The 21,387-nt window shown below is 35.1% G+C and carries 19 protein-coding genes; 13 read left to right on the top strand and 6 right to left on the bottom strand.

All coding sequences use genetic code 11. The annotated features are described in order from the left end of the window. Nucleotides 1–51 precede the first annotated feature (51 nt). Nucleotides 52–1,047, top strand: a complete 996-nt coding sequence (locus H280_RS24330) for an RNA-guided endonuclease InsQ/TnpB family protein (protein WP_020059365.1) — start codon at nt 52–54, stop codon at nt 1,045–1,047. Between the two features lie 505 nt (nt 1,048–1,552). Continuing rightward, nucleotides 1,553–2,728 (top strand): acetyl-CoA C-acetyltransferase, encoded by a 1,176-nt coding sequence (locus tag H280_RS0101630; protein WP_020059364.1) that lies wholly within the window; start codon nt 1,553–1,555, stop codon nt 2,726–2,728. A 38-nt stretch (nt 2,729–2,766) separates the two neighbouring features. On the opposite strand, the gene H280_RS0101625 is transcribed toward H280_RS0101630, so the two are convergent. Then, entirely contained in the window at nt 2,767–3,525 is a 759-nt protein-coding gene (locus H280_RS0101625) for an AAA family ATPase (protein ID WP_020059363.1), read from the bottom strand. 228 nt (nt 3,526–3,753) lie between these two features. On the opposite strand from H280_RS0101625, the gene H280_RS0101620 reads away from it, so the two are divergent. The 3 genes from H280_RS0101620 to H280_RS26275 all read left to right on the top strand — a co-directional run bounded on the left by H280_RS0101620 (nt 3,754) and on the right by H280_RS26275 (nt 5,772). Next, nucleotides 3,754–4,500, top strand: coding sequence for a hypothetical protein (locus H280_RS0101620; protein WP_028411057.1), 747 nt, complete (start codon nt 3,754–3,756; stop codon nt 4,498–4,500). A 128-nt stretch (nt 4,501–4,628) separates the two neighbouring features. After that, nucleotides 4,629–5,138, top strand: coding sequence for a GNAT family N-acetyltransferase (locus H280_RS0101615; RefSeq protein ID WP_020059361.1), 510 nt, complete (start codon nt 4,629–4,631; stop codon nt 5,136–5,138). A gap of 259 nt (nt 5,139–5,397) precedes the next feature. Then, nucleotides 5,398–5,772 (top strand): hypothetical protein, encoded by a 375-nt coding sequence (locus H280_RS26275; protein WP_020059360.1) that lies wholly within the window; start codon nt 5,398–5,400, stop codon nt 5,770–5,772. A 15-nt stretch (nt 5,773–5,787) separates the two neighbouring features. Here the strand turns inward: H280_RS26275 and H280_RS0101605 are convergent, their stop codons facing one another. Then, the gene (locus tag H280_RS0101605; RefSeq protein WP_020059359.1) at nt 5,788–6,222 is read right to left on the bottom strand and encodes a DUF3997 domain-containing protein; all 435 of its coding nucleotides are present in this window, start codon (nt 6,220–6,222) and stop codon (nt 5,788–5,790) included. 146 nt (nt 6,223–6,368) lie between these two features. On the opposite strand from H280_RS0101605, the gene H280_RS0101600 reads away from it, so the two are divergent. Together H280_RS0101600 and H280_RS0101595 are read left to right on the top strand one after the other, a co-directional pair. Then, nucleotides 6,369–6,824: an RDD family protein gene (locus H280_RS0101600; protein WP_020059358.1), complete on the top strand. Its 456-nt coding sequence runs from the start codon at nt 6,369–6,371 to the stop codon at nt 6,822–6,824. 382 nt (nt 6,825–7,206) lie between these two features. Beyond that, nucleotides 7,207–7,689, top strand: coding sequence for an SDR family NAD(P)-dependent oxidoreductase (locus tag H280_RS0101595; protein ID WP_028411056.1), 483 nt, complete (start codon nt 7,207–7,209; stop codon nt 7,687–7,689). A gap of 38 nt (nt 7,690–7,727) precedes the next feature. Here the strand turns inward: H280_RS0101595 and H280_RS0101590 are convergent, their stop codons facing one another. Further along, a complete protein-coding gene (locus H280_RS0101590; RefSeq protein ID WP_020059356.1) occupies nt 7,728–8,828 on the bottom strand; it encodes an ABC transporter ATP-binding protein in 1,101 nt (366 codons plus the stop codon). Between the two features lie 274 nt (nt 8,829–9,102). Between H280_RS0101590 and H280_RS0101585 the strand changes: the two genes are divergently transcribed. Then, entirely contained in the window at nt 9,103–10,779 is a 1,677-nt protein-coding gene (locus tag H280_RS0101585; protein ID WP_020059355.1) for a glycoside hydrolase family 13 protein, read from the top strand. Between the two features lie 59 nt (nt 10,780–10,838). Here H280_RS0101585 and H280_RS0101580 read toward each other — a convergent pair whose 3' ends face one another. Further along, complete coding sequence (locus H280_RS0101580) at nt 10,839–12,599, bottom strand: alpha-glycosidase (protein ID WP_020059354.1); 1,761 nt, start codon at nt 12,597–12,599, stop codon at nt 10,839–10,841. A gap of 302 nt (nt 12,600–12,901) precedes the next feature. On the opposite strand from H280_RS0101580, the gene H280_RS0101575 reads away from it, so the two are divergent. From H280_RS0101575 to H280_RS0101550, 4 genes are all read left to right on the top strand, one after another. Further along, a complete protein-coding gene (locus H280_RS0101575) occupies nt 12,902–14,164 on the top strand; it encodes a sugar ABC transporter substrate-binding protein (protein ID WP_020059353.1) in 1,263 nt (420 codons plus the stop codon). Between the two features lie 78 nt (nt 14,165–14,242). After that, nucleotides 14,243–15,544, top strand: a complete 1,302-nt coding sequence (locus tag H280_RS0101570; protein ID WP_020059352.1) for a sugar ABC transporter permease — start codon at nt 14,243–14,245, stop codon at nt 15,542–15,544. Further along, nucleotides 15,545–16,387 (top strand): maltosaccharide ABC transporter permease MalD, encoded by an 843-nt coding sequence (malD, locus tag H280_RS0101565; RefSeq protein WP_020059351.1) that lies wholly within the window; start codon nt 15,545–15,547, stop codon nt 16,385–16,387. It abuts the gene before it with no gap. Nucleotides 16,388–16,979: 592 nt separating this feature from the next. Then, entirely contained in the window at nt 16,980–18,008 is a 1,029-nt protein-coding gene (locus H280_RS0101550; protein WP_020059348.1) for a LacI family DNA-binding transcriptional regulator, read from the top strand. 15 nt (nt 18,009–18,023) lie between these two features. Here the strand turns inward: H280_RS0101550 and H280_RS0101545 are convergent, their stop codons facing one another. Together H280_RS0101545 and H280_RS0101535 are read right to left on the bottom strand one after the other, a co-directional pair. After that, nucleotides 18,024–19,181 (bottom strand): aminotransferase A, encoded by a 1,158-nt coding sequence (locus H280_RS0101545; RefSeq protein ID WP_020059347.1) that lies wholly within the window; start codon nt 19,179–19,181, stop codon nt 18,024–18,026. 505 nt (nt 19,182–19,686) lie between these two features. Continuing rightward, the gene (locus tag H280_RS0101535; RefSeq protein WP_020059345.1) at nt 19,687–19,887 is read right to left on the bottom strand and encodes a hypothetical protein; all 201 of its coding nucleotides are present in this window, start codon (nt 19,885–19,887) and stop codon (nt 19,687–19,689) included. Between the two features lie 215 nt (nt 19,888–20,102). Here H280_RS0101535 and H280_RS0101530 point away from each other — a divergent pair, with 215 nt between their 5' ends. Then, nucleotides 20,103–21,383, top strand: coding sequence for a sensor histidine kinase (locus H280_RS0101530; RefSeq protein ID WP_020059344.1), 1,281 nt, complete (start codon nt 20,103–20,105; stop codon nt 21,381–21,383). The last annotated feature ends 4 nt before the right edge of the window (nt 21,384–21,387 follow it).

Below are 21,387 nucleotides of genomic sequence, written 5' to 3'. Positions count from 1 at the left end.
ATTAAGAAAGAATTTTGCTATTATAGGAGATGGAAAGAAAGGAGAATGTATATGGCAACCACAAAAGAGGGTGTACATATAAAAGGAACAAAAAAGTCGGTTCGTAAAAAGATGAAAACAATCGGTTATGTTCCTACGTTGAAAGACAGAAAAGGTATGCCTAAATTCCATAGTAAAAAACAGGGGAAATTAAGCTATACTACGAATCAAACCAACGGAAACATAAAAATCACACAAGAAAATGGCTCTTATTTTTTATGTATTCCAAAGTTTCAAGAAGGTATTTCGATTCATCTACATCGAGAATTACCGATTGATGGAATCATTAAAAAAGCAACAATTAAGCGAGAAGGAACAAAATATGTCGTTTCTCTTTCTATTGATTATTTTTGTCCAAATGAAAAACAGGTAGAATTCGTAACTGCTGACGAAGTAATTGGACTAGATTACAGTCAAAGCGAATTGTATGTAGACAGCCAAGGACGAACAGCTCAGTACAGTCGGTATAACAAAATCATAGAAAAAAGAGAGCGAAGAATCAATAAATCCTTAGCTCGCAAAAAGAACCATGCAAAAACAGATGAAGCAGGAAATATTGTATATAGTAAAAATTATGACAAGCAAGTGAAAGAATATCAAAAAGTAACAACAAAAGCAAAAAAACAAAGAAAAGATTTTCTACACAAGAAAAGTAATCAGATAACCAATGATTATCATGCCATTGTTGTAGAAGATTTGAACTTAAGTAACCTTGCACAATGTTTGCGTTTAGGAAAAAAGCTGCATGATAATGGATTTGGTATGTTTCGAACGATGTTACAGTACAAATCTAAGAAAAAAGGCAAATATTACATCGTTGCGGATCAGTATTTTGCGTCGAGTAAATTATGCAGTGAGTGTAATCACAAAAAAGATCAGTTGAAATTATCTGAAAGAATCTATACGTGCGATAATTGTGGCACGAAAATCGATAGAGATTACAATGCGGGTCGTAATCTAAAGTATTACGGCATTCGTATTTTGCACGAACAAAGTATAATCGCGTAGTTTGTATCGATTTTATTAGCGGTAGGGACGCCGCGAATTCAAGGCTTTGGACACGAGCCGCTAGGCTTGTGGATGAATTAGCAATAAAAGAGAAAGTCTTTTGACTTTTGAAGCCCCCACTTCAAACAGACCGTAAAGGCGTTAAGTGGTGGGTAGTTCACTAGCATTGACAGAATAGGAAAGGAATTCTCTTTATATATGAATCCATTTTTATTTTTCGACATATAGATTGTGGCTATACAGAAGATCCTGCACTTGCTTTCTTCCTTTGTTTTACCTTGTATGTGGCAGGAAAGGGTACTGACCATTTCTATGCATGGCCAGGTGCTCTCGCCCACCGAAAAAGAATGGTTTTATGTCGGTTTTTTAATTTAGATTTATGTATTTTTGCTTTATTAAATATTTTGATTTCTCAGTTAATTGTTAGTATAATAGACATAGATATGCATCTTGTGGTATTTCATCTCAAATTTACTCGGATACATAAGAGAGGAGAAAGTACACGATGCGTAACGTAGTCGTCACAGCTGCAGTTCGTTCACCGATTGGAACATTTGGAGGAGTTTTCAAAAATGTAAAGCCAACTGAACTTATAGTTCCTGTATTACAGGAAGCTGTAAAAAGAGGCGGTGTGTCGCCCAATGAAGTAGATGAAGTGATTTTAGGTCACTGTATTCAGCGAACAGATGAGGCAAATACAGCAAGAACAGCAGCTCTTATGGCGGGATTTCCTGATACGGTTACTGGTTATACAATTCAGCGTCAATGTGCTTCAGGTATGCAAGCGCTAATTTCAGCAGCAATGCAAATTCAATTAGGTGTAAGTGATATTGTTGTTGCAGGGGGAGTAGAGGCGATGAGCTCTAGTCCGTATGTATTAAAAGAAAACCGCTGGGGACAACGACTACAACATGGAGAAATTCGTGATATGGTGTGGGAAGTGCTAGAAGATCCAATCCATCATATTATGATGGGGGAAACTGGGGAAAATCTTGCCGAGCAATATGAAATTTCTCGCGAAGAACAAGATGAAGTAGCGTTGTTAAGTCATCAACGTGCTCTTCATGCAATCGAAGCGGGCTATTTTGATGAACAAATTGTTCCGATTATGAAAAAGGAACGTAGAAAAGAGATTGTCATTTCTAAAGATGAACATCCTCGTGCAGATATTACGTTAGAAAAACTTTCGGGTTTAAAAGCAGCTTTTCGTAAGGATGGAACAGTAACTGCTGGAAACGCATCGGGTATTAATGACGGAAGTGCAGCGCTAGTCTTAATGAGTGAAGAAAAAGCGAAAGAAAAAGGGCTTCAACCATTAGCGAGAATTGTTGGATATTCTGTAGCAGGTGTTGATCCTAAAAATATGGGGATAGGGCCAGTGCCAGCGATTCAAAAAGGACTGGAAAATGTAAATTGGTCAGCAAATGATGTAGATTTATTTGAAATTAATGAAGCTTTTGCTGCACAATATTTAGCGGTAGAGAAAGAATTAGGTTTAAATCGTGAGAAAGTAAATGTAAACGGTAGTGGAATTGGTCTTGGGCATCCAATTGGATGCACTGGAGCACGTATTACAGTAAGTTTGATTCATGAATTAAGAAGACAAGGATTGGAAAAAGGAATTGCTTCTCTTTGCGTCGGTGGCGGTATGGGAGTAGCGTTATTTATAGAAGCGTTATAATAACAAAACCAGCTAGTATCTCTACTAGCTGGTTTTGTTTATGGATATGGACGGAATAGGTGATGAAATAGCCTTTCACGATCTTCAAAAAAGAGTTTCATCGTTTGATAATGTTCTGTTTCTTCTAATGTAATTTCTTGTATCTTCTCCTGATGTAAGGAATACATAGTTGCATCTGGATATCCCATTAAAATCGGAGAATGTGTAGCTATAATGAACTGTGCGCCTTCATCAACGAGTTCGTGCATTCGAATTAGCATAGAAAGTTGACGCATTGGTGAAAGAGCGGCTTCAGGTTCATCTAAAATATAGAGTCCATTACTAGAAAAGCGGTTCATAAATACAGAGAAAAATGATTCACCGTGGGACTGTTCGTGAAGGGAAGTACCTCCATAAGAATCGATAATTTTCCCGCCACTAAAAGGATCTTTATCCATTTCATCAATATAAGATGCCACATTATAAAAAGATTCTGCACGAAGAAAAAATCCATCTATTGGCTTTTGTAAACCTTTTACGAGTGTGAGATATTCATATAGGCTAGAATGAGAGGAGTTTGTGGAAAAACGAAAATTTTTCGTCCCTCCCTCTGGATTGAATCCCCATGCAGTGGCAATTGCTTCTAATAGTGTTGATTTCCCTGTTCCATTTTCTCCTATAATATAGGTAACCTTTGGATGAAAGGATAAAGATTGTAGCGAACGAACAACAGGTAATGAAAATGGATAAATAGAAAATGATGGGATTTTGTCTTTTTTTAGTAAAATTGTTTGTAAAAAAGGTTGTTTCTCTTGCAATATAAGCACCTCACTTTAAAGTAGGATATATTTCTAAAGTAGTAAAAAAGCTACCAAACAGCTTATAGAAATACAAGTTGAAAAATGGACCTCCTCTTTTTTTTTATGGTAGTGGAGAGCATTTAGGCATGTATAGCTACCAATTATATGGCGAATTATTAAAAATGGTATATATAGTATAATAGTACATGTAATGATGGTTTCATAGTATGTAATGACAGGAGAAAGATGATGAAAGTCAGGAATGTATTTTATATTTTATGTAGCATTCTTATAATTTTAAGTGGGTGTGCTCAGCAAGAAAAAGTGAAGCAGCCGAAGAAGCAGACTATCTCTGAGACAAATGAATATGGCGGTTTACAACTAACAAAAGTAGGGCAAGAGATTAAGCAAAAAAACTGGGGGACTTTAAAATTAGAACAAATCAAACATGTAAATGAAACATTTACAGTTGGAACGATGAAAATTTATGTAGATAATCTCAGAGTTATTACATTATCAAATATGGAAACTGATACAAAAGAAACGCTTAAAATGTATACAAAATTGACTCCAGAAGAAGTGCAATATCGCTTAGGTGAGACATTGGAGCGAACGGAAGCAGAATTGTATGCGTCATTAAGTGGACAAGATATTGGTGAGACCGCTAAATATATTGAAATTACATATAAGGTTGAAAATGCAGGCGACAAAGAGATGAAGTTCTTTTCGATGAATGATGTAACTGTAAATGAAACGCAATCATTCCATGTACCAGCGAAAAACTTTTTATATGCAGAAGATACGCTTGTTGGTACAAAAAGCGTATCGAGAGAGGATTATAGTCCTGGTGAAAAAAGGGATGGCTTAATTGGACTTTTACTAAGTGATCCTAATGAAAAAGTAAAAACAGTTTCTTTTACAACAGATATATTGGTGGTAGGAGACACACATGAAAAAATAGCAGAACCACAAACATTTACCATTTCATTATAGTAGTGAAATGGTTTTTTCGTTGCCATATATATGTTGAAAAAAGAATATCGACTTATAGAGTAGGAGAGGGAATATGTCGTTTTATAGAGAATTTATATGTACATAGTGATTAGCGGGGAGAGGGAAAAATGTATATTGTCAAAGCAAATGTAAATGATGCAAAAGAACTCGCACGTGTTCATGTTGATAGTTGGAGAGAAACATATGATGGTATAATGCCCAAAGAAGTATTAGATAGAAAGTCGTATGAGAAACGAGAGGTATTATGGCTAAAAATATTAAAGGAACAGCAGTCGCATGTCTATGTTGCTAAAACAATTGATGGGAACATCATCGGTTTTGCAGATGGCGGGAAAGAAAGAACGGGTAGTTATGGATATGACGGAGAGTTATATGCGATATATATTTTACAAGAATATCAGCGTAATCAACTTGGAAAAAGATTAATAAAAGCGGTAGCCGCAGATTTATATGAGAATGGCTGTTGTTCTATGCTTGTTTGGGTAGTGGCAAGCAATCCTTCTAAATACTTTTATGAAGCATTACAAGGCTCTTTTGTGGATAAGAAACAAATTGAAGAATTACACGTAGAAGAAATTGCATACGGCTGGAAAGATGTAAAAACTCTTCTTATATAAATCCAAGTTAAAAAACGACATAAAAACCCTTTTCTTTTTAGGTGGGCGAGAGCGTCTAGCCATGCGTAGAAGCGGTTAGTTCCTTTTTCTTCCACATGCGAAGTTCAAACAAAGGGAGAAAGACAGTAGCAGCATCTATTTTTCTGCATAGCAATCTATATGTCGAAAAGTCAAAGTGGATTTATATAATACAACCCCCCATTCGTTTTATCACTTTGTGAATATAATGAAGTGAATAGAGTGAAAGGGGAGACAATCCGTGAGGGCATTCACGGTGTTGATCGGAGTTATATTAGCGGTCTGTTTTCAAATAGGCTTATTATATATGTTACAACGAATCGAGCAATTATCACTTATTCATTTTCTATATGAATTTGTATATATCGGAGTACTATTTGGAATTGGGATGAGTATTGCACATTATTTTTATCAACACAAAATTTATATATTTATATTGATATTTATTTTTTTCTATGGTTGTGGATACTATAACGCTGAGAGTGTTCAAGACATTTTGCGATTGCATATTGTATTGATTCAACAGGCATTCATATTATTATTTTGTATTATGTTTGGAACTATTGTTTATGGAATGTTGTTTTATAAGAGAAATAATGAGAAAAAGATCAAATGAAACATTTGATCTTTTTTAAGATGCTTGTTTTTCTTTTGTAAGGTAAGTTTTCACGTTCTGTAATTGCAGTTGTTCTGATATACGAAATTCTTGTTTTTGTTCTTCAAATTGTTTTTTTGTATAGGGACCAAATCGGCGGTTATTTTTCAAATCAACAATCCAATAATTTTCTTTCGCTTGATTGGTAATAGAAGCGTCAGGGTTGTTAGGATCATCTGTTTGTTCTATTTGCTTTGCTAAAATATAAGCGTCGTTCCAAGCAATTTCCACAATTTTTGATGGAATATATTGAGAAGCATACAAGGCGTCTGATTTTGGGAAAAGTTCTAGTGCGTCACCGGTAACATTAATGAGCTCATATTCATCGCTAACACTGTAATGAGAGTAATTAGAATCTGTTGAACAACTAGCTAAAAGTATGAAAGAGCAGAAGATGATGAATCGTTTCAATATGAGCTCCTCCTTCTGAAATATGATTGATACATATTGTACAGGAAAAGAGAGTAAAACACCAATTTATGAGTTGTTTACAACTGTTTTTAGACATGATACGATGAAACAGTTAATAAAGGATAGAAAAAAGGAGACGACACAACATGAAGCTAAAAATACATCGTCCAGCGATTGTTATGAATCGCATCGGGGCTGCGATTATTGATATGTTTTTCATTTCTGTTCTGTACGGTGCTGTTGTCGCAATTACAACAGGCAACTATAAAGCAATCTTGAATCGGTTTAATGTAAGTTCAGGAGACATCCGTTATGACCTTGGACTTGTATGTGTATTAATGGCGCTTTATTTTATTGTTCTACCATTCATGTGGAATGGATATACACTAGGGAAAAAATTTACGCGTACAAAGCTTGTATCACTTACAAAGGAAAAGTTAACGTTAGGGATATTAACAATGAGGTTTTTTGTATTATTAATACCAAATATTTTATTTCTAGGGATTCCAATAATATGTAATGTATATATGATGCTGTTTAGAAGTGATAATAGCGGTTTCCATGACCTTATAGTAAAAACAAAAGTTATGAGTGTCGTATAGAGAAGGAGAGACAGCCGCTTCTCTTTTTTTAATGAAAATTTTTACCAAGTATAAATTTTTACAAAATTCGATATTTTTAATTGTTATAATAGAATTTATATAGGACAGGCATCTCCTATATAGTACCCTCCATATTGATGGCGCGCCGCGGAAAGGTGCGCTTTTTTAATTTAATTAGATTGAAAATTAAGAAGATGATATTTTTATAATAAAGAGTAATAAATTTATATTTTTGTCAGTCTAGCTTTTGAGTAGTACAATAGTAAGAAAAAAGAGAAAATTCAAAAGTAAACGATTACATCTTATATATCTATCTTTTTCTGCTTGCGAATGCTTTGAAAAAAGGAGTATACTGTGACGGTAGGACTAACCAGAAGGGGTAATGACGATGAAGCTAGCAGGAAAAATTGTCGTTGTAACAGGTGGTGGCATTGGTATTGGTCGTAGCACAGCTCTTTTGTTGGCAGGGCAAGGTGCCAAAGTCATTGTGACAGATATTGATGAGGAAAGCGGACAAGCAACAGTTGATGAAATTGTAGAATTAGGTGGGGAGGCAATTTTTGTTACTCACGATATGGGTAAACAAAGTGATTGGCGACATGTTTTAGAAGTTGCACTTGAAGTCTATAATAGAGTTGATATGTTGTTTAATAATGCTGGATTATATAAAATAGATCCAATATTTTCTCATGAAAAAGGGAACGATTCCGCAACACTTTGCATAAATGACGTCTGGATAGAAATAAAACAATTGACGTCATCTTTTATGAAACAGCAAGAAGAAATGATGTTAACAGATTTGCCGATTTCTGGTGTTATAGGAGCAAAGCAACAATCATTTCATATAGCAGAAGTAGTACTATAATGGAAAACCGCCCATGAATATGGACGGTTTCTTTGTATTTAGCGAATGCGATTTTCAGTTTTTGCATCAAAGAAGTGTGCTTTATTCATATCGAAAGCAAGCTGGATTTGATCACCGTTTGTAAACATATGTCTCGCATCAACACGTGCTGCAAAATCTTGATTTCCAAGTTTCATATATAAAATAGATTCTGCACCTAATAGTTCAGCAACATCAATTTTTGTTGTAAATGTTGTATCTTGTGAAGCTTCTAAAAATAAGAGTTCATCGTGGATATCCTCTGGACGAATTCCTAAAATAATTTCTTGGTTAATATAGCCTTGTTCACTCAGCAGTTTCATTTTTCCTTCAGATACTTTAATTTTTATCTTATTATCTATTACAAAGTAATTTTCTGTTAACTGACCACGGAAAAAGTTCATTGCAGGGGAGCCAATAAATCCGCCAACGAAAATATTTTCGGGTGTTTCATATACTTCTTTTGGCGTTCCAATCTGCTGTATTTTCCCATCTTTCATAACAACAAGACGTGATGCCATTGTCATAGCTTCTGTTTGGTCATGTGTTACATAAATAGTTGTAGTTCCTAGTTTTTGATGTAGTTTAGAAATCTCTGATCGCATTGTTACACGTAATTTTGCATCAAGATTTGATAATGGCTCATCCATTAAGAAAACTTTTGCATCACGAACAATGGCACGTCCTAATGCAACACGTTGCCGTTGCCCTCCAGATAATGCTTTTGGTTTTCGATTTAAATATTCTTCTAGTCCTAAAATACGGGCTGCATCTTTTACGCGTCGATCAATTTCATCTTTTGGAACCTTACGAAGCTTTAAGCCGAATGCCATGTTATCATAAACACTCATATGCGGATAAAGTGCATAGTTTTGAAAGACCATTGCGATATCACGATCTTTTGGAGGAACATCATTCATAAGTTTTCCATCAATTGAGAACTCACCTTTTGAAATATCTTCTAAACCAGCGACCATTCGTAATGTCGTTGATTTCCCGCAACCAGATGGACCGACAAACACGATAAATTCTTTATCTTGTATGTGTAAATTAAAGTTTGTTACTGCTGTTACATCGTTATCGTATATTTTGTAAATGTTTTCTAATTTTAATTCTGCCATGACTTTTCCTCCTAGCAAAAGTGTGCAAACGTTTTCTTTGGGTTTATTATATACGAATGCATAAAAAAAATAAACAAAAAAATTAAAACGTTTTCATATTTTTAAGAAAGTGTAGTTTAACTATTGTATACTTAGTGTTAATTGAGATTAAGTTTATATTTTTTGATAATAAAAAATATAAGGCTGTTTTCATTTTTTTTTAAATCTGTTATTATTCAGTCATGAAAACGTTTGCGCCTGTTTTGCAATTAAATTAATGAAATGGGGTAGCATGATGGAGAAACAGTGGTGGAAAGAAAGTGTTGTATATCAAATTTATCCGCGTAGCTTTATGGATAGTAATGGTGATGGAATTGGTGATCTTCGTGGAATTATTTCAAAGCTTGATTATTTACAAGAACTAGGTATAGATGTGATTTGGTTATCACCAGTTTATGAATCTCCAAACGATGATAATGGTTATGATATTAGCGATTATCGTAAGATTATGGATGAATTTGGGACGATGAATGATTGGGATGAATTGTTATGTGAAATGCATAAACGTAATATAAAATTAATGATGGATTTAGTTGTTAATCATACTTCAGATGAACATCATTGGTTTGTTGAATCGCGGAAATCAAAAGATAATCCATATCGAGATTACTATATTTGGCGTAAAGGAAAAGATGGAAAAGAGCCGAATAATTGGGGAGCTGCTTTCAGTGGATCGGCTTGGCAGTATGATGAAAAGACAGATGAGTATTATTTGCATTTATTTTCAAAAAAGCAACCGGATGTAAACTGGGACAATGAGCATGTGCGTAAAGAGATTTATGAGATGATGAAATTTTGGCTTGATAAAGGGATTGATGGTTTCCGTATGGATGTCATTAATTTTATTTCAAAAACAGAAGGGCTCCCAGCTGTTGATACCGAAACGGAAGGATATGTATCAGGGCATCAATACTTTATGAACGGGCCTAATATTCATACGTATTTACATGAAATGAATCAAGAAATACTGTCTAAATATGACATTATGACAGTTGGTGAGATGCCGGGAGTAACGACGGAAGAAGCTAAACTGTATACAGCTGAAGAGCGCCAGGAATTACAGATGGTATTTCAATTTGAACATATGGATTTAGATTCTGGAGAGAATGGTAAATGGGATGTGCTTCCATGCTCACTCCTTACATTAAAGCAAAATCTAACAAAGTGGCAAAAGGCATTGGAGCATACAGGATGGAATAGTTTGTATTGGAATAATCATGATCAGCCGCGTGTTGTATCTCGCTTTGGTAACGATAAATCTTATCGTATTCTGTCAGCAAAAATGTTAGCGACGGTACTTCATATGATGAAAGGGACTCCTTATATTTATCAAGGTGAAGAAATTGGAATGACAAATGTCCAATTTGCGTCAATTGATGAGTACCGCGATATTGAAACGCTGAATATGTACCGTGAAAAAGTAATGGAATGTGGCGAAAATCATGAAAAAGTGATGCAATCTATTTATGCGAAAGGGCGTGATAATGCCCGAACACCGATGCAATGGGAAAACAGTGAACATGCGGGGTTTACGACAGGTGAGCCGTGGTTACAAGTAAATCCTAATTATAAAGCTATCAATGTAGAGCAGGCATTACGTGACCCGCAATCAATTTTTTATTACTATAAGAAATTGATTGAACTTCGTAAAAAGCATGAAATCATTGTATATGGTGCATATGACTTGATTTTAGAAGATCATTCGTCTATTTTTGCTTATGTGAGAACATGGAAAGATGAGAAATTACTTGTTATTGCAAACTTTACTGAGGAATCATGTGTATTTGAGTTGCCGGAAGAGATAACATATAGTAGTTCAGAGTTGTTCATACACAACTATGATGTGCAGAGTGAATCAATTGCAAATATTGCTTTACAGCCTTATGAAACGAGGGTGTATAAACTGAAATGAGCAAATAGCGAAAAAGAGGTTGCCCAAAAGTTTCACTTTTGGGCAACCTCTTTTCTAATTTACCATTTCAAAATTGAAAATCCGTATGGTGGAAGTGTAACTTGTAGTGAGTTTGTTTCGGCAGAAAACTCTTCTTTTGTATATAAGTTTGTAATCTTTTTACTAGCGATATCATAAGGAAGAGGAGCTGAAACTTTACGATTTGTTGGATTTAAAACAAAAAATATCGTTTCCTTCTTGTATGTTTTCATATAAGAAATATAATTGTGTTTGTCATTTGCCTCAATCCATTGAAATGATCCGTGTCCACTAAAGGCTTTATATTGCTTTCGTAGTGAAATTAATGTTTGTATATGTTGAAATAACTCTCTATCTTGTTTATCTTCCTCCCAAATCATACATGTTCGGCAACTTGGATCCATTCCGCCCTCCATTCCGATTTCATCACCGTAATAAATACATGGCGAACCGATGAAGGAGAGTTGGAATACATAAAGTAATTTTACTTTTTCTTTATTACCGTTGCAGGTTGTTAAAATCCGCGGTGTATCATGGCTATCTAATAGATGAAAAGCAGCTTCGTTTATATTCATGGAATATGAATGTAAAGATGATGTAATTTGTTCCATAAATTCACTAGCTTTAATCGTTTCATGTGCAAAGTAAGAAAGGAGGGCGTTTGTAACCGGGTAGCTCATAACAGCATCAAATTGATCCCCCTGTAACCATGGCTGTGCATCATGCCAAATTTCTCCTAAAATATACACTTCAGAATTAATTGCTTTTATTTCACTGCGGAATTCCCTCCAAAAGCTATGATCAATTTCATTTGCAACATCAAGTCGCCAACCGTCTATGTGAAACTCTCGTACCCAATAACGGCCTACTTCTAGTAAGTATTCTTTTACATCTGGATGAGCAGTATTTAGTTTTGGCATATCAGGTGTAAATGCGAATGTATCGTAATTAGGAACAGGTGCTGTTTTAATTGGAAATTCATGAATATGGAACCAATCTTTATAAGGTGAACGTTCTCCTTTTTCAAGAACATCTTGAAACTTATCAAAAAAGTATCCACTATGATTAAATACAGCATCTAGCATAATTTTAATACCGCGTTGATGACATGCTTCAACAAGCTTTTGAAATGTTTCTTTCGTTCCGAATTGAGGGTCGATTTCCATATAGTCAATTGTGTCGTATTTATGATTCGAATGTGCCGTAAAGATTGGAGTAAAGTAAATTCCGGAAATACCGAGTGTTACAAGATAATCAAGATGCTGCATAATACCAGCAAAATCTCCGCCGAAAAAATTTGTTGCGGTTGGCACTGTGCTGCCCCAAGGAAGAGTGTTCGTAGGATTACATGTATCATCTCCGTTCGCAAAACGTTCTGGAAAAATTTGATACCACACTGTATCTTTTACCCATGAAGGGGCTGTGAAAACATCCTCTTCATGTATAAATGGGAAGCAAAAGTAATGGCCGACGTCGTCGGTAGGTGTTTCAGTGAAAAATCCTCTTTCTGTATAAACGATAGTTTCCGTATTATTTTTTAGTTCAAATCCATATCGTAAGCGCTTAAATTTTGGTTCAATTGAAACGAACCAATAATCAAATAAATCCGTCGAACCGCTCTTTTCCATTGCCATTTTTTCTGTGAGCCACTTCTCGTCCTGCCATTCATATGGATCTCCATAAATGAAGGACACTACATCTACATCGTTTTTTTTTGTACGCAGCCGAATATGAAGTGTTTTTTCATTATAAGCGTATGCGTAATTATCTTTTGGTCTATGGTATATTGCTTCTTTTAACATGTGAAAAATCCCCTTTACTATTTTTCAAATAAAGATATATCGCAAACGATTGCTTTTTATATAACTTTCATATTGCTTATAAGAGTAGTACTCATTTTAGGTAAAGTCAATGACTACAAAGAAGGAATACATAAATTTTTTGAAAAATAATATTTGCAAAATCTATAAAAGAATGTATAATGATAGACAAATAGCGCAAACGTTTTCATAGATTGGAAAGTTGTTTGTGCTTCTATTAAACTATTACATGCAAACGTTTTCATTTTTAGGTATTATGTACATAATTTGGGAGGTAGTTAGGGATGAAGAAGAAAGCGTTATCTTTATTAACAGTTTCAGCTTTGACAATCGGAATGTTATCCGCGTGTGGTCCGAAAGATTCAGGAAAAAAAGAGGCGAGCAAAGAGAAGAAAGATTATGATCTTCTCGTTTGGGAAGATCAGAAAAAAGGTGTTGGTTTAGATCCAGCCGTAAAAAGCTTTGAAAAGAAATATAACGTAAAAGTAAAAGTTGTAGAAGTTCAGATGACAGAGCAGGTAAAAAAACTTCGACTTGACGGTCCAGCTGGTACAGGACCAGATGTTGTAACATTGCCACATGACCAAATCGGAAATGCAGCAACAGAGGGACTACTTTCTGAAATGAAAGTTGATGATTCTGTTAAGAGTAAATTTACTGATTTGTCATTAAAAGCACAAACATATGATGGGAAACTGTATGGTTTACCAAAGGCTATTGAAACACCTGTATTCATTTACAATAAAAAATTAATGCCAAAAGCACCAGAAACGATGGATGAACTATTTAACTTTTCAAAAGAGTTTACGAAGAACGGGAAATATGGATTTTTAACATTAGGAGATAACTTCTATTTCGCGAATGCATTTATGGCTGGTATGGGCGGTTATGTATTTGGTGAGAAAGATGGTAAACCAAACCCAACTGATATTGGATTAAACAATAGCGGTGCAGTACAAGGTGCAGAATTTATTCAAAAATGGTATAAAGAAAAACTATTTCCAGAAGGAATTATCGGTGAGTCTGGTGGATCAGCTGCAGATGGATTATTTAATGAAGGAAAAGCAGCATCTATTATGAATGGTCCATGGGCACTTCAAGCGATTGAAAAAGCAAAAATTGACTACGGTGTAGCTCCAATGCCTAAATTACCGAATGGTCAACCGATGAAGACATTTGTTGGTGTAAAAGGATGGCATGTAACAAGCTTCTCAAAAAATAAAGATTTAGCAACAAAATTCACTGATTGGGTAACAAATGAAGAAAATGCAAAAATTCGTTTTGAAAAAACAAAAGAAATTGCTCCAGTGAAATCAGTGATGGAAGATCCAGTTATTAAAGATAACGAAGCTGCAAAAGCAGTCGTAGCACAAGCAGAAAATAGTATTCCAATGCCGAATATTCCAGAAATGCAAGAAGTTTGGAAGCCAGCTGGTGATGCATTGCAATTAGTTGTAACAAACAAACAAGATCCAAAAGCGGCACTTGATGGGGCTGTGAAACAAATTAAAGGAAACATTGAAGCAAATCATAGTAAGAAAAAATAATATAGAAATTGTGTCTCTTATTTAAAAGAGACACAATTTCTCCTCCTTCCAAGGGGAAGAAAAAAAGGGGGAAGAACCATGCAGACATCCATTGAACCAGCTCATGCAGGAAACGGTTCAAAACACCGAAAAACAGCGGCAACGTTGTCGATTATTCCGGGTATTGGTCAACTGTACAATAAACAATATGTAAAAGGTATTATTTTTCTAATATTAACTGGCTCGTTTTTTGTAGCATTTGCAGACATGTTAAATATTGGGTTGTGGGGGATTGTAACGCTCGGTACAGAAGTTCCTCGAGATCACTCTATCTTTCTATTAGTAAAAGGAATTTTAGCGCTGATCGTCACTGCATTTGGACTAGGTATATATGCTTTTAACATATATGATGCGTATCAAAATGGGAAAAAGCGTGATGAAGGAATACCGTTACACTCTGTGAAAGAGCAGTACCATCATTTATTAGACCAAGGTTTTCCGTATATGATGGTTTCGCCAGGATTTCTGTTATTAATCTTTGTTGTTGTACTTCCAATTATTTTCGTTATATTAATTGCATTTACAAACTATGATTTATATCATTCTCCTCCTGCAAAACTTGTAGATTGGGTTGGTTTTAAAAACTTTGTTGATATATTCACATTACCAATGTGGCGAAACACATTTGTGAGTGTATTTTCTTGGACAATCATTTGGACGTTTTTCGCAACGACATTGCAAGTAGCGCTTGGGGTTTTCTTAGCAATCTTAGTGAATCAACAGGAAATTAAAGGGAAAGCGATAATTCGTACAATCTTTATTTTACCTTGGGCCGTTCCAGCATTCGTATCGATCCTCGTATTTGCTGGTATGTTTAATGAATCATTTGGAGCAATTAACAATCAAGTGTTAGCTCTATTTGGAATTAAAGAAATAGCTTGGATGACAGACCCATTTTGGACGAAAGTCGCTTTAATTTTCATTCAAACATGGCTTGGTTTTCCGTTTATTTTTGCGATGACGACAGGTATACTGCAATCGATTCCAGGTGAATTGTATGAAGCTGCGACGGTAGATGGTGCGACAGCTTGGCAACAATTTTGTAAAATTACACTACCGCTCGTTTTATATGCGACTGCTCCTATTTTAATCACGCAATATACGTTCAACTTTAACAATTTCAGTATTATTTATCTGTTTAATGGCGGTGGTCCAGCTGTATCGGGACAAGATGCAGGCGGGACAGATATTTTAATTTCTTGGATTTATAAGTTGACGATGACATCGGCTCAATACGGGAAAGCAGCAGCACTTACGATGATTTTATCAATAATTGTTATTTCAGTTGCTTTATGGCAATTTAAAAGAACAAAATCATTCCAAGAAGAGGATATGATGTAAATGAACATAAAACGACAGAAGATATTACGTCTTTCATTAAGTTATTTCGTAATTTTCATGATGTGTGTGATTATTTTCTATCCATTATTATGGATTGTAGGATCATCGTTTAACCCGGGAGATAGTCTCTCAGGATCAAGTATCATTCCTAAAAATGCGACGCTGGATCATTACAAAAAACTACTGGATCTCTCGCAAAGTAACTATGTACTTTGGTATAAAAATACGTTGAAAGTTAGTGTTTTGACAATGATTTTCTCTGTATTGTCAATTAGTTTTACAGCATATGCATTTTCGAGATATCGTTTTGTCGGAAGAAAGAATGGGTTAGTAACATTTTTAATTCTTCAAATGATCCCAAACTTTTCAGCGTTAATTGCATTGTATATTTTAGCGCAGTTGACAGGATTAATGGATACGCATCTAGCGTTGATTCTAATCTACGTTGGCGGTGCAATTCCAATGAATACGTGGCTTATGAAAGGGTACTTTGATACGATTCCAAAAGAATTAGACGAATCAGCTCGTATGGATGGGGCAGGGCATTTTCGGATTTTTTGGCAAATTATTATGCCTTTAGCAAAACCGATTGTTGCGGTTGTAGCGTTATTTACTTTTATTGGTCCATTTACTGATTTTATTTTAGCGAGTATCATTTTACGTACACCAGAAAACTATACATTAGCTGTTGGACTATATGAAATGGTAGCGAAAAAATTCGGTAATGAATTTACAACATTTGCAGCAGGATCGGTTTTAATTGCGATACCAATTTCAATTTTGTTCTTATCTTTGCAAAAATATTTTATTTCTGGTTTAACTGCTGGAGGGACGAAGGGATAAATGGGACGTTATGTCTCATTTATCTTTTTTTATCTCCTGATTAGAAGGGTTTTCTATCAGTGGGATGGAGACCACCGGGAAATTGCGCTATATCGAAGAAGCGATTTAGCAAGTATAGGGACGAAGAAAAATTCAAAAAAATAGTATATAGTATAGGAAAATAACCATCTATCCATTACAATACATGAGGAGGGGAAATATAGATTGTTAATAAATGTTTTTCTAAATGAAAAAATGGAATATCCATTAGCGGAAGAATTTTATTCACCATCTATTTTCTTTGTGTTCTCTGAATATTGATGTGGAAATCTTACTGCTCGCAAATGCGCAATAAAAATAGAAGTAACTATAAATATTCATTTTAAACTTTCGACATATAAGTCTCTGCTATGTAGAAAATAACATGACCGCTACTTGCTTTCTCCTTTTGTTTTAAACGTTGCAAGTGGTAGGAAAAGGCCCTGACCGTTTCTATGAGCGGCCAGATGCTCACGTCTCTCCTGAAAAGAAAGGGAGTTTTTATGTCGGTTTTTTAGCTTGTATATAAATAGTATAAATCATATAAATCAAAGAAGAGAGGGGGAACAAATTTATGACAGTTACAATTAAAGATGTAGCAAAAAAAGCAAATGTTGCTCCTTCTACAGTTTCACGTGTAATTGCTAATAATCCAAGCATTAGTGAGAAAACAAAACGACGTGTTCGGAAAGTAATGGCTGAATTAGGCTATCATCCGAATTTAAATGCGAGAAGCCTTGCAAATCAAACAACTAAAACGATTGGACTTGTTATGCCGAGTTCTGCAAGTAAATCGTTTCAAAATCCATTTTTCCCAGAGGTTATTCGAGGGATTAGCTCATTTGCACACGGGGAAGAATACTCATTGTATATGTCAACTGGAGAGACGGAAGAAGAGATTTTTAATGGTGTTGTGAAAATGGTGCAAGGAAGGCAAATTGGCGGTATTATTCTTTTGTATTCTCGTATGAATGACCGTATTTTAGAATATTTACACGGACAAAATTTTCCGTTTGTTCTTATCGGTAAGCCATATGATCGAAAAGAAGAGATTACATATATTGATAATGATAATTATGCGGCGGCGCGAGAAGTAACGGAATATTTAGTTTCACTTGGACATAAGCGAATTGCATTTATTGGTGGTGATTCAGATTTACTCGTTACGAAAGATCGCCTTGCTGGGATGACAGATGCATTAAAATTAGCTGATATTTTTCTGCCAGCTGAGTATATTTTAAATCTTGGTTTTTTACAAGAAAGTGGTCAAAAAGCAGTAGAAAAACTTATGACACTTAGTGAACAGCCAACAGCTATTATCGCAACGGATGATTTAATTGGATTAGGTGTATTAAGTGCTTTATCAGAAAAGGGAATCTCCGTGCCGAAAGATATTTCTATTGTTAGTTTTAATAACGTGTTGTTATCTGAAATGGCAAATCCACCATTAACAACGATAGATGTAAATATTTATCAGCTAGGTTACGAAGCAGCAAGATATTTAGTTGATAAAGTTGAACACTGTGAAACTTCACCAAAATGTATCGTTATTCCTCATAAATTGGTGAAACGTCAAACTTGTAGTGAAAATAAAAAAAACTAAGAGAAGAATTTTCTCTTAGTTTTTTTGTTGTATAAATGTTTCTAAGCGATCACAGCCTTCTTTCAGCATTTCCATGCTATAAGCATAAGAAATACGAATGTATCCTTCACCGTATTCAGAAAATGCTGAGCCAGGAACAACGGCAAGTTTCGCTTCTCTCACAAGTTCCATAGCAAAATCAAAAGAAGAGGAAGATAGATAACCGATATAAGGAAAGAGATAAAATGCGCCTGTTGGTTTTTCGACAGTTAATCCCATTCGTATAAGACGGTTGTATACATAATCAAGGCGTTTTTTGTATTGATGACGCATCATACGGGGAGCATCTTTTGCTGCTGTTAATGCTTCAATGGCCGCATACTGGGAAATTGAAGTTGCACATGTAACGTTATATTGATGAACTTTTAAAATTTGACTTGCTAAGAAGGTTGGTGCAAATAAAAAACCGATGCGCCATCCAGTCATAGAATGAGATTTTGCTAAACCGTTAATGACAATTGTTTTGTCGCGCATTTCTGGGAAACTTGCAATAGATATATGTTTATCCTGATATACAAGTTCACTGTAGATTTCATCAGAAAGAACGAAAATATTTTTATCTTTTAATACTGCTACAATTTCTTCGAGTTCTTCTTTGGACAACGTTACACCAGTTGGATTTGACGGATACGGTAATACGATGCAACGAGTTTTGTCTGTAAGTGCTTCTTCAAGTGCTTTTGCTGTTAAGCGAAAGCCCGTTTTACGAACGTCTACAAAAACAGGTTTTGCACCGCATAGGCGAATAATCGGTTCATACCCTGGATAGACAGGGGCTGGTAAAATTACTTCTGTTCCTTCTTCCAAAATGGTACGAAAGGTAATATCGATTGCTTCGCTTGCCCCGATAGTGACAATTGTTTCATTCTCAGGAGAGTATACTAAATCATAGCGTTCTTTTAAAAAATTACAAGCCGCTTGCCGAAGTTGTATTAAACCGGCATTATGTGTATAGGTTGTAAAGTTTTCTGTAATAGCACGTTTAGCAGCTTCTTTCACTAAAGAAGGCGTTGGAAAATCAGGTTGTCCGATTGTGAGTGAAATAAGATCATCATATTGTTGAATCATGTTAGAAAATTGTCGGATTCCAGAAATTTGAATATCTTTTACGCGAGGGTTAATAAATTGTTCCATTTTGTCTCCCTTTCTTCCGTTGCAAAATTTATTTTATTTTATCATATTTATCCCGCTATTCGTGAGCAGTAATACTTCCGCTTCAAAATTTAGCAAAGGCATTGTCCAGCTTCAGTGGCTAGAATGTTCGGTGGCCTCGCTTCTTCCTGCGAGGTAAAAAACACCTCTACGTCAGAAGCTCCATCCCCCTCACATTCTGAACGAGCCACTTCCGCTCTTCTTTGTTGTCTAGCTCTAGCGGCTAGAATCTCCGGCCGTTTCACTCCCTCGGACGAGGCAAAAAGCGCCTCTCCGCCCTGTGCGTGGGCGTCCTACGATTCTGAGCGAGCCGCTTCCGCTTTTCTTAAGAAGTTAGGCGGGAGATAAACTGCCCGTAAAAGCCCGATTGGTGAGGGCTAATAATCAGTGGGGGATGAAGAAAACCCCCACTGATTAAAGTTTCACTTTATCATACAATCGCTTTGAAAAGCTACAAACAAAAAAGGCCGCTAAAGCGACCTTCTGTTTAATAACCGTATTCCCAATCAATTTCGTCTTCGCTCCAAAGAACAGAAGAAACTTTTCCCAAATATATTACGGAGTTATTTACAGAGCATGTGCAATCATTTGTACCTGTTCGTTCTTGTAATTCTTCATACACTGATTTCTCAACATTTTCTAATACAACAAGATTTTCCTCGTTTAAGACGAGCGCAGTTCCTGTCATTTTAAATTCCTCCAATCAAATTCTTATCCTGTATTTATTGTATATGGGACCTGGACAATTTGATACATGGTTTACAATCATTTCGAAAAGTTGTAACACTTGTGAATTAATCTTCACAAATTATTTACAGGAATATTTAGAATAATCGAAAAAATTAAACAAATTTGTTAATAAAATGGTATAATTATATCAAAATGAATATAGGGGATGAGGGGATGGGACTTATCCGTGATTTAATGATTCAAGTTGCGATTATCATTTTGCCGCTATTTTTGTATGAAGCAATTCGTTTAAATCGTTATCAAAGTATGAATCAAAAGCCCAATCGCTATTTTATTGTATTATTATCAACAATTACGCTTATCCTTTCGATGACATATCCGATTTGTGTTTGGGAAACTTGTAATTATGATTTCCATCAAATTTCAATTATTAGTGCATTTTTGTATGGTGGTGTAGTTGGTATCATTCCAGCTATAATCGCTATTTTATACGATGGATTTCTCAATGGTTTAAGTTGGTTTCGTGTACTAGAAGTTATTTTTATCTCTGTCATTCCTTTTTTATTGTCTAAAAAGTGGAGTGCATTTTCGAGACATAAAAAAATAGTTTTATCTTTTATGCTGGCATCTTTTTATACTCTTATTTCTTTAGGATTTGACATATTTGGTTTGTTATTTGGTAAGGGATTTACACCAATGATATCTTATTTATATAGCGAATATATATTTGCTTCATTCATTATGATCATGACAATGACATTCCAAGTTTATTTAACAGAATATTTATATGAAAATGCAATGTTACGAACCGAAATGCAAAAGTCTGAGAAATTAAATATAGTTAGCGAGTTAGCAGCCAGCGTAGCGCATGAAGTTCGTAATCCACTTACAGTTGTACGCGGTTTTATTCAATTATTGGAAAGTACAGAAGATATGAGAAATAAAGAATACATGCATCTTGTTTTAGCAGAATTAGACCGAGCAGAACAAATCATTTCAGACTATTTAAATTTAGCAAGGCCGCAAATTGATAAGAAAGAACATATTTGTTTATCCGCGCAGCTTATTGAAATGACTACGTTAATGTCTTCATTTGCTGCAATGAGAGGCGTATATTTACAAGTTGAGATTGCAGAAAATTTATATACGATAGGTGATAAAACAAAATTAAAACAAGCAATTATGAATGTCGTGAAGAATGGGATTGAAGCAATCCAAGAAAATAAAGGATATTTAAAGGTAACTGCATGGCAAAAAGATGAATCTATCGTTATTCGTGTTAAAGATAGTGGTGTTGGAATGACGAAAGAGCAGCTGGAAAGACTAGGACAACCATATTATTCATTGAAAGAAAAAGGAACAGGGCTTGGATTAATGGTTACATTTAGTATTTTGCAAGCTCATAGTGGTACACTTGAATATAAAAGTGAGATAGGAAAAGGTACGGAAGCGATTATTACATTACCAGATGCAAAACAAAACATAAATACATAAAGAT

This window comes from Bacillus sp. 123MFChir2 (assembly GCF_000383235.1).
Classification (GTDB): Bacteria; Bacillota; Bacilli; order Bacillales; family Bacillaceae_G; genus Bacillus_A.
The sequence above is the reverse complement of the archived record's forward strand: the minus strand, read 5'-3'. Positions and strand labels throughout refer to the sequence as shown.